This is a genomic window from Photorhabdus sp. RM96S, from assembly GCF_042879335.1.
GTDB lineage: Bacteria > Pseudomonadota > Gammaproteobacteria > Enterobacterales > Enterobacteriaceae > Photorhabdus > Photorhabdus kayaii.
Genome location: NZ_JBHFKT010000193.1, coordinates 1 through 419 on the forward strand (window position 1 = coordinate 1; position 419 = coordinate 419).

Here is a 419-nt window from a genome sequence, read left to right on the forward strand (position 1 = left end):
TCTTGTAAATCTGGTCTTTAATTTGTTCCGGGGTGATGTCAGTTTTACCTTTATCCTTCAGTACTTTTATGGCCGCTTCTCTATCCGGGTCACTGATGTTTTCCAGTTTGGCGTGGGCCGCTTTGGTAGCGATAATTGCCCCTTCGGTACTGGCGATATCAATCACCTGCGCGCTGATTTCGCCAATCAGTTGGGCCTGTTTCAGTCGTTGTTGCTCTTTCTCTTTGTCAAAGATAGGACTGAGAGCATTGTTGGCATGGTCGGTATCCCGGCTCAGGGTAGTGATATCTTGCTGCTGGTTATCTTTATCCCGGATAATCAGGGCACCGTCACTGACCGCGGCATGGGTGGTGCTTTGGGCATGGCCTTCCCGGTTAGCGCCGCCCAGGGTATTGGCCGCCATATTACTGAGAATCATG

At 50.6% G+C, this 419-nt stretch carries 1 pseudogene; it reads right to left on the reverse strand.

Annotation, left to right across the window (positions count from 1 at the left end):
* Window positions 1–419: pseudogene (locus tag ACGF49_RS24930) on the reverse strand (adhesin); the annotation flags it as partial.